At 69.8% G+C, this 9,063-nt stretch carries 5 protein-coding genes; 2 read left to right on the forward strand and 3 right to left on the reverse strand.

Annotated elements, in window-relative coordinates; all coding sequences use genetic code 11:
- The first annotated feature begins 28 nt into the window (after nucleotides 1–28).
- Nucleotides 29–2,386: a family 20 glycosylhydrolase gene (locus tag KBX53_RS12655; RefSeq protein ID WP_210859314.1), complete on the forward strand. Its 2,358-nt coding sequence runs from the start codon at nucleotides 29–31 to the stop codon at nucleotides 2,384–2,386.
- Nucleotides 2,368–4,563 carry an RICIN domain-containing protein gene (locus tag KBX53_RS12660; RefSeq protein ID WP_210859315.1) on the forward strand — a complete coding sequence of 732 codons (2,196 nt, stop codon included), beginning with the start codon at nucleotides 2,368–2,370 and terminating at the stop codon, nucleotides 4,561–4,563. The genes KBX53_RS12655 and KBX53_RS12660 overlap by 19 nt, the downstream gene beginning before the upstream one ends.
- 70 nt (nucleotides 4,564–4,633) lie before the next feature.
- On the opposite strand, the gene KBX53_RS12665 is transcribed toward KBX53_RS12660, so the two are convergent.
- From KBX53_RS12665 to KBX53_RS12675, 3 genes are all read right to left on the reverse strand, one after another.
- Nucleotides 4,634–7,402: a TIM-barrel domain-containing protein gene (locus tag KBX53_RS12665; protein ID WP_247675524.1), complete on the reverse strand. Its 2,769-nt coding sequence runs from the start codon at nucleotides 7,400–7,402 to the stop codon at nucleotides 4,634–4,636.
- Nucleotides 7,403–7,619: 217 nt separating this feature from the next.
- Nucleotides 7,620–8,399, reverse strand: coding sequence for a DeoR/GlpR family DNA-binding transcription regulator (locus tag KBX53_RS12670; protein WP_030333617.1), 780 nt, complete (start codon nucleotides 8,397–8,399; stop codon nucleotides 7,620–7,622).
- 84 nt (nucleotides 8,400–8,483) lie between these two features.
- Nucleotides 8,484–9,063: RICIN domain-containing protein (locus tag KBX53_RS12675; protein ID WP_210859316.1), on the reverse strand; the 580-nt coding region annotated here is incomplete at its 5' end.

Here is a 9,063-nt window from a genome sequence, read left to right on the forward strand (position 1 = left end):
GGCTTCCGCTCTGAACGACCGGAGGTACGTGACCGTGTTCTCCTCCCACAAGCGGCTTCTCCCTCTCCTCCTCGCCTCCCTGCTGGTCGGCGTCGGGCTCGGTGTCCCGTCGGCGGCGCGGGCGGCCAACCCGGCACCCCAGGTCGCGCCGAGCGTCCGGGAGTGGACCGGAGGGACCGGCGTCTGGACGCTGGCCCCGTCGTCCCGGATCCTGCTCGACCCGGCACACGCCGCCCAGCTGTCACCAGCCGCGACGGCGCTGCGCGTCGACCTCGGCGCGATCAGCGGCGCCGACGTACCGGTTGTCTCGGCGGCGACGCCCGGGACCGGTGACATCCTGCTCACGCTGGCGAGCACCGACGCCGGGATCGGCGATCAGGGCTACCTGCTGACCGCCGGCTCGACCGTCGTGATCCGCGCGAACGCGGCGGCCGGCGCGTACTACGGCACCCAGACCCTGCTGCAAATGATCAAACAGAGCGCGACGAGGACGACAGTGCCGGCGGGCACCATCCGGGACTACCCGCAGTACCGGGACAGGGGGGTGATGCTCGACGTCGGGCGGCACTTCTACGAGATGGACCACCTCGAGAACCTGCTCCGCCGGATGGCGTGGCTACGCCTGAACACACTGCGCCTGCACCTCACCGAGTGGAACGGCTTCCGGCTGCGCAGCGACCGGTACCCCGGGCTGGCCTCGGCGCAGTCCTACAGCAAGGCGGACCTGCGCCGGTTGCAGGACGTCGCCAAGCGGTACCACATCACCATCGTTCCCGAGATCGACCTGCCGGGGCACGCCACGGCGATGACGACCTACGACCCGACGATGAGGTTCACCTGCTCGTCGATGGACTACGCGCCCTGGCCGGGCGGTGAGAGGGGCGGCTGGACGCTGAACCTCACCAAGGAGAACGCCCGGACGTTCGTGATGAACCTGCTGTCGGAGTTCGTCCCACTGTTCGACGGCCCCTACTTCCACATCGGCGGCGACGAGTACCAGACCGACGCCGCCAAGAACTCCTGCCCCGAGCTGGTCAGCTACGCGCAGGCACGCGGCTTCCCGTACCCCGGTGACGTCTTCACCGAGTTCATGAACCTGATGAACGACAAGGTGCGCTCGTACGGCAAGACGGCGCAGCTGTGGAACTGGTGGGAGACGAACGGCCAGCAGACCAGCATCAAGCCGGCCACCAACATCGTCCTCACCCCGTACACCGGGTCGCTGAACTACTTCTACAACCTGGGCTACACGGTCGTCGGCGTACCGGAGAGCACCCTGTACGTGACTCCCGGGCTCAACCTCTACGTCAACACCAAGAACGTCTACGAGAGCTGGGCGCCGGACCAGAACGCGAAGGTCAACGGCTACCAGATGGCCCGCTGGTCGGACGCGATGGAGCACCAGACCGACGAGTGGTTCGACCAGTACGCGAAGCGGCCGACCGAGGTGCTGGCCGAGCGACTGTGGGGCGGCCCCCGGTCGAGCACCGTGGAGGCGTACTTCGCCCGGGTGGACGCGATCGGCGACGCCCCGGGCGTGCCGAGCGTGGTCCAGGTCAACGACAACACCACGGGGACCGGCGACAACCAGTTCAGCTACTCGGGGACGTGGTCCTACGGGGCCAACGGCAGCAGGCAGTTCCAGCGCGACGACCACTACAGCAGCACCCTCGACAGCGCGTACCAGGTGCGGTTCACCGGCAACAAGATCAAGCTCTTCGCCGCCAGGGCGACGAACCACGGCCGGGCGGGCGTCTCGATCGACGGCGGCCCGGAGACTGTCGTCGACCTGTACTCCCCGACCCGGGTGGACCAGGCGATGGTCTTCACCAGCGGGCAGCTCGCGCAGGGCCCCCACGTCCTCAAGGTGCGGGTGCTGAACAGCAGGAACGCCAGTTCGTCAGGTACGGCGGTCACGGCGGACAAGGTCGAGGTGTCCCGGGCGGCGACCCCGGCCGCGGTGTTCGACCCGGCAACCGAACACCGCGTGGTCAACCGCAACAGCGCCAAGGTGCTGGAGGTGCCGGCGGGCAGCGGGGACGGCGCGAACGCCATCCAGTGGTCGGGCAACGGCGCGGCACATCAGCGCTGGACGCTCGTCGAGGCCGGCGGCGGCTACCACCGCATCGTCAACCGCAGCAGCGGCAAGGTCTTGGACGTGCCCGGCTCCTCCACGGCCGACGGGGCGAACGTCGTGCAGTGGACGTACCACGGCGGTGCGAACCAGCTGTGGAGCCTCATTCCGGTCGGCACCAATTACAAGATCATCAACCGGAGTTCCGGCAAGGCGCTCACCGTCGCCAACGCCGCCACCACCGACGGCGCCGCCGTCGTCCAGTCCACCTACCGCGGAGGTACCGAACAGCAATGGACCATCACCCGATGAACGGCCGGTGGACGGCGGCCCGGGCGGGCACCGCCGCGACCGTCGCCCTGCTGCTCCTGCTCAGCCTGTTGGTGCCGGCGACCGCCGGGCACGCCGCGCCCACGGCGACGTTGAACTACCCGGTCAACCAGGCGTTCAACGGCAGCAGCACCTTCCTCGACAGGTCGGCCGACCTGTCGAGGGTGGCGAACCTGACCCAGGGGGCGATCGCCGTCCGGTTCCGGTCCACCAGCACCGCCGTCGCGAAGAGCTTCTTCAGCGCCTCGCACACCGCCGACGACTCCAGCAACCTGTCGTTCTCCCTCAACGGCGGCTCGGTGTACTTCGAGAACCGCGAGAACGGGGCGTACGCCACCCAGATGACCGCCACCGGCGGTCCCTACAACGACGGCGTCTGGCACACCGCCATCCTGACCGTCGGCACCGAGGGCACCCGCCTGCACGTCGACGGGGTGCTTCGCGCCACGCACCCCTCCACCCGGTTCTTCGCGAACGTCCGGGACCTGAACGGCATGTGGATCGGCCGCAACGTCGACGCCCAGGGAGCTCAGTGGCACTACAGCGGTGACCTGGACTACGTGCGGGTGTACGGAACCCCGCTGACGGCGGGCGAGATCAGCGACCTGAGCATGCGCATCGACTACACGATCCCGTTCCTGGACCTCAAGGACGACGCGCGCCGTCAGGTGCTCACCGACCGCCAGGCCGGGCAGTACCTCGGGCACCCCGACACCGTCCTGCTCGACGACGGCCGCACGATGTTCGCCGTCTACCCCATGGGCCACGGCACCGGCCAGATCATCCTGAAGCGCAGCGACGACGGTGGCCGCACCTGGAGCGGTCGGCTCCCCACCCCGGCGAGCTGGGCCACCAGCAAGGAGACACCCACCCTCTACAAGGTGGTCAAGCCGAACGGGGCGACCCGACTCCTGCTGGTCAGCGGCCTTCCGGCGAGTCCGGGCGGGTTCAAGACCGCGTACTCCGACGACAGCGGCCGGTCCTGGTCGGAGTTCACCCACCACTTCGCCGACGCCGGCTTCGCCGGGTACGTCGCGCACGCCACGCTGGTGCGGCTGAAGAAGGCCGACGGGTCGTGGGACTTCCGGTACCTGGGCGTCTTCCACGACGGCGGCTACAACAACTGGAAGACGTACCTGACCTTCGACGCCGCCGGCAACGCCGTCTGGAGCACGCCGACCCGGCTGCTCGCCGCGCACAACACCATCGAGAAGTACGCCGGCCTCTGCGAGATCGAGATCATCCGCTCGCCGGACGGTCGCCAGCTCGCGATGCTCGCCCGGGCACAGCACAAGCGCACCAACGCCATGGTCGCGTTCTCCAACGACGAGGGGAACACCTGGACCGAACCGCGCGAGATGCAGGGCGCCCTGATGGGCGAACGGCACGCCGCCACGTACGACCCGGCGTCCGGTCGGCTCGTCATCACCTTCCGCGACATCATCCGCAACAGCGTGAGCAACACCGGCGCGTGGGTGGCCGGCGACTGGGTGGCCTGGGTCGGCACGTACGACGACCTGGTCAACTCCCGGGAGGGGCAGTACCGGGTGCGGTTGCTGGAGGACTTCACGCCCTCGGTCAAGAGCGGCGACACCGGTTACGCCGGCAACGTGGTGCTGCCCGACGGGACGTTCGTGCTCACGTCCTACGGATACTTCGACCCGGCCGACACCAGCTACCCGTACATCATGACCGTCCGGTTCAGCCTGAAGGAACTCGACGCCCTGAACGGCTCGTTCGACCCGACCGCGAGCTACACGCTCACGAACCGGGCCAGCGGGAAGGTCATCGAGGTCGCGGTCGCCGCACCGGGTGACGGCGGCGACGCCGTGCAGTGGGCCGACAACGGTGGCGCGCACCAGAAGTGGTCGATCGTGCCGCTCGGCAACGGGTACCACCGCATCGTCAACCGCCGCAGCGGCCGTGCCCTGGACGTGGCCGGCAACTCGACGGCGGACGGCGCCGACGTGATCCAGTGGACGTACACCGGTGCGGCCAACCAGCAGTGGCGGATCACGCGCGTCGGCACCCACGTCACCATCACGAACCGCAACAGTGGCCGGGTGCTCGACCTCGACGGGACGATCACCGACAACGGGGCGGACGTCGTCCAGCGCACCGCCACCGGCGCGACCCGCCAACAGTGGTCCCTCTCCTAGGACCGTCGTCGCAGGACGCCGCGGGCTGCTCCAGCAGCCCGCGGCGTCTCGCTTCCACAGGTGTACGAGGTCAGCTCCCCGACGCCGACGCCACAGCTCTGCCGGTGACGGTCAGGTCGGCCACCGTGGTCCACGGCCCCCGGTCACCGGCCTCGCTCAGTGCCCGCAGGCGCAGGTACCGGCCGCTGCGCGCGGCGGTGAACGGCACCACCTTCTGCGTCGCCGTGTCGGCGAGGGTTCCCGAGGCCACCGGCGTGCCCCAGTTGCTCGGGCTGTCCGACACGTACACCTCGTAGCGGCCGATCCGGCCGTTGACTCCCCCGTCCTGCCGGGGCAGGTACCGCAGCCCGTCGACCTGGTACGTGGCGCCCAGGTCGAGTTGGATCTCGTGCGGCAGCGGCGCGGCGCCGGCGGACCAGGCGGTGTGCCAGAAGGTGGCCGGGCTGCCATCGAAGGCGTTGCCGGCCGCGCCGTTCTCCGCGCTGGTCTCCTCGCTGTCGGCGTACACGAGTCGCCAGTTGTCGCGCGGGATCGGCGGCGGCGTCGTGCTGGTGCCGGCGACCGGGAGCACCGCGCCGTCGATCCGGGTCTGGAACGCGGCGCCCCGCGACCCGGCCTTGATCCGCAGCACGCCGTCGGCGTAGAACCAGCCGCTGCTCGCCGAGTCGTACGCGGCGCGGGTGGCGAGCGACGGCAGGGTCTGGCCGGCGACGGTGACCGCGCGGGGAGCGGCCGCCAGGTGGGCGGTGAACTCGTAGGAGCGCGACGACGGCTTGCCGGCGTACGTGCCGACGGAGGCGCCCACGTCCACGGTGACCGTCCCGGTGCCGGACGTCGGTGCCGTCATGCTGACCTGCTGGGTGGCGTAGGCGCCGCTCTGGTAGGCGCGGGTGATGCCGTCGTCCTCGTAGAGGGTGAAGCTCGACGAACCGCGCGGATACAGGTCGTAGGTGAGCGTGGAGACCGGCTTCTCACCCGTGTGGTTCATCTGCGGCCACATCGGCACGATGGAACCGCCCTTGACGAACAGGGGCAGCCGGTCGAGCGGCGCGGCGTACCCGTTCAGTGTGAGCGGGCCCTGGTAGACCCGGCCGGTCCAGTAGTCGGTCCAGGTGCCGGCCGGCAGGTAGATGCCGTCGCGCAGCTCGGTGTCGGAGACCACCGGCGCCACCAGGAACGCGTCGCCCGCCATGAACTGCCCCGACGTGGCGTTGCCCCGGGCGACCGGGTCGTTGGGATATTCGAGCACCAGGGCCCGGGTCGCCGGTACGCCGGTCACGCTGGCCACCCGGCTCATCGTGTAGTGGTACGGCATCAGCCGCATCTTGAGCTGGAGGTACCGGCGGTTGATCGACAGGTACGGCTCGGCGTACCGCCAGGGCTGCTTGTCCTGGTAGCCGGCCGCCGGGTTGGTCACCCCCCAACCGGACATCGTCATGAACGCCGGCGTGAACGACTTCCACTGCAGGTCCCGCACGTAGGTGTTCGGGCTGCCCCCGAAGATCCCGTCGACGTCACCGGTGGCGTAGTTGAAGCCGGACAGCCCGGCGCCCGCGACCGCCGGCACCGTCCACCGCATGTCGTCCCACCGCCCGTACGTGTCACCGGTCCAGACCACGGCGTTGCGCTGGGTGCCGGCCCACCCGTCGACCGTCCAGACGTAGCGACGCGCGTCGGAGTTGCGCTCGATGCCGTCCACCGCCTGCTGGACACCACGGAACGCGTTCTGGTAGCCGCCGCCGACCCAGGCGACGTCGGTCTTCACGCCACGGGTGCCGGCGGTGCCGACCTCGTAGTCGATCGACGACAGACCGCTGGAGGTCCACAGGCCGGTCTGGAAACCGAGCGCCTTGGCCCCGGCGACCGTCGCGGGCAGATCCGTGTAGCCGCAGCCGTACCCGTCGTTGGGCAGGAACCAGCCGGACGGCATGTCCTTGGCGCGGGCCTCCCGCGCGTACGACAGCACGTCGGGGGTCCGCTGGTGCCCGGCCCGGTTGTGGTCGCCCTGGTAGGCGGGGTTGGACGCGTTGAAGCAGTCGGCGTTGCCGAGTTCGAGGCCCCACATCGGGCTCAGGAACGGCTTGCCGGTCACGTCGGTGTACGCGCCGAGCACACCCTTGAGCGAGTCGCCCACGAAGTAGTAGGCGTCGAACCGTTCCTCGTTGTGGGTGGTGGTCACCGGTGCGGTGAAGCCGTACGAGCCGGGCGCCCACGTGTTGCGCAGGACGCCGTAGCCGTTGGTGGACAGGTAGAAGGGGGCCGGACTGGCGTTGGTGTTCTCCCGCCACTGGTTGTCCACGGCGATCGGCACCGTCTTGTCGCGCAACGCCCACTCCCCCAGGCGCAGGCCGGTGCCGTAGAACTGCTCGTCGGTGGCGCGGGCCAGCCGTTGGGTGGTGCGACCGGCGGTCCAGTCGAGCGGTTGCGCCTCCCGCCAGATGAGCCGCCCGTCGGGGCGCTGGACCTGCATCGTCAGAGGGCTCTTGGTGATCCGGATGACCACCGCCGAGGTGGCGATGCGGAAGGCGGTGCCCTCGTCGGTCGCGGTGCTGGCGACCGCACCGAAGTCGGTCCGCACGGTGATCTCGTTCGCCGCCGGTTCGGTGAAGGTGCCGTTCGGTGCGACCCAGACGCGGAAGATGTCCGCGCGGGCCAGTGTGAGCCGGATGCGGGCGGCCGTGCTGGTGGCGATGGTGTACGTGTTCCCGGCCCGGGTGAGGCCGGTCGCGCTTCCCGGTGTGCCCGCGCGGGCGGGTACGGCGTGCAGCATCGCGGCGAGCAGGATGAGGACCACGATGGCGGCGCGGCGGGTGTGCGCGGGCAGCGATGACCAGATCATCGTTTTCTCCCGGTGTGGTGAGGGGCAACATTCACGAAGACCGATGAGATGGAATGCTGCACCTGCTTGACTCAAGATGCAATAAGTAGGCCGCGATTTTGCATCGAGTTACATCTTTGCCAGGAGCCCGTATTCGCCCGGCTGCGCAGCAGAAGATCCGGACAACCGCCCAACGGCGGTGCGACAGCTGCCGGTGGACTGGCCGGCGATCTGGCCGTCAGACCTGGAGCACCGTGACACCGGCCTGCTCGACGAGGCTCACCTGCTGCGGGTCCGCCGCCCGGTCGGTGACCAGAGTGTCGATGTCGCCCAACGGGCAGATCCGGTTGAAGCTCCGGCGGCCCAGCTTCGAGGCGTCCGCGACGACGATCGTCCGCGCCGCGCTGGTCACCATGACGTGGTTGACCGCGGCCTCGCCGTCGTTGTGGGCGCTGGCGCCGTGCTGGTGGTCGATCGCGTCCACCCCGAGCACGACGACGTCCAGCGCCACGGACGCGAGCATCGTCTCCGCGATGCGACCGACCAGCTCGTAGGACTGGGGGCGGGCCGTCCCACCGGTGAGCACCACCCGGATGTGCGGACGCACGATGAGCTCGTGGGCGATGTTCAGCGCGTTGGTCACCACAGTGGCCGCCGACAGCTGCCCGCTCGCGTCGGTACGCAGCGCGAGCGCCCGGGCCACCTCGGTCGTCGTGGTGCCACCGTTGAGCCCGACGGTGCTGCCCGGTGGGATCAGCGCGAGGGCGGCCGCGGCGATCCGCTGCTTCTCCGATGCCTGCCGCACCGCCTTGTAGCGCAGCGGCAGGTCGTAGGAGACGTTGGTGACGACCACGCCGCCCCGGGTACGGGTCACCAACTGCTGGGTGGCCAACTCGTCGAAGTCACGACGGATGGTCGCCGTGCTCACGCTCAGCTCGCGGGCGGTGGCCTCGATGTCGAGTTGGCCCTCGACGGCGACCATCTCCAGGAGCCGGTGCCACCGCTCGCGCTGGTTCACGTCTCACTCCGGTCGCTCCGCCCACCCATGCGGCCATCTTTGCATCTGTGATGCAAAGCCCGTACCGCACGTGGCCGAGGGGCGTCACGCCGGGGTGAGTCGCCAGTGCTGGGAGGCGCTGCCGGTGTCGGCCTGCTGCACGATCACGGCCCCGTTGGTGCTCGCCCCACCGGCCACGGCCAGGACCTTGCCGGTCTGCACGTTGACCAGCTTCACGAAGTCGCCGGACGCCGCGACGACCCGCCACTGCTGGTTACCGCCGCCGGTCGCGGTCCACTGGATGACCCGCGCCCCCTCCGCCGTGGAGCTGGCCTCGACGTCAGCCAGCAGACCCGAACTGACGCTGGTCATCGTGGTGACGCCACCCACCGCGCCGGCCATCAACCACGCCTGGTTGGCGCCGCCGTTGGGGGTCCACTGGATCAACTGCACGCCGGTGGCCCCGGACAGGTCCGGCACGTCGAGGGCCTTGCCGCTGGCCCGGTTGACCACCGTGTGGCGAACGGCGCCCGACTGGCCGCTCAGGGTGGCCTCGAAGGGGATCGGCTGGGCCTGCGTCTGGTGCAGGTCGAAGACCACAATCTCGTTGGCGCCGACCCGCAGCCACGGCGCCGGGCAGTAGAGCCGCTGCTGCGGCCCCACCTTCCAGTAGCGGCCCAGGTTG

It is taken from the genome of Micromonospora sp. M51, assembly GCF_018070305.1.
GTDB lineage: Bacteria > Actinomycetota > Actinomycetes > Mycobacteriales > Micromonosporaceae > Micromonospora > Micromonospora parva.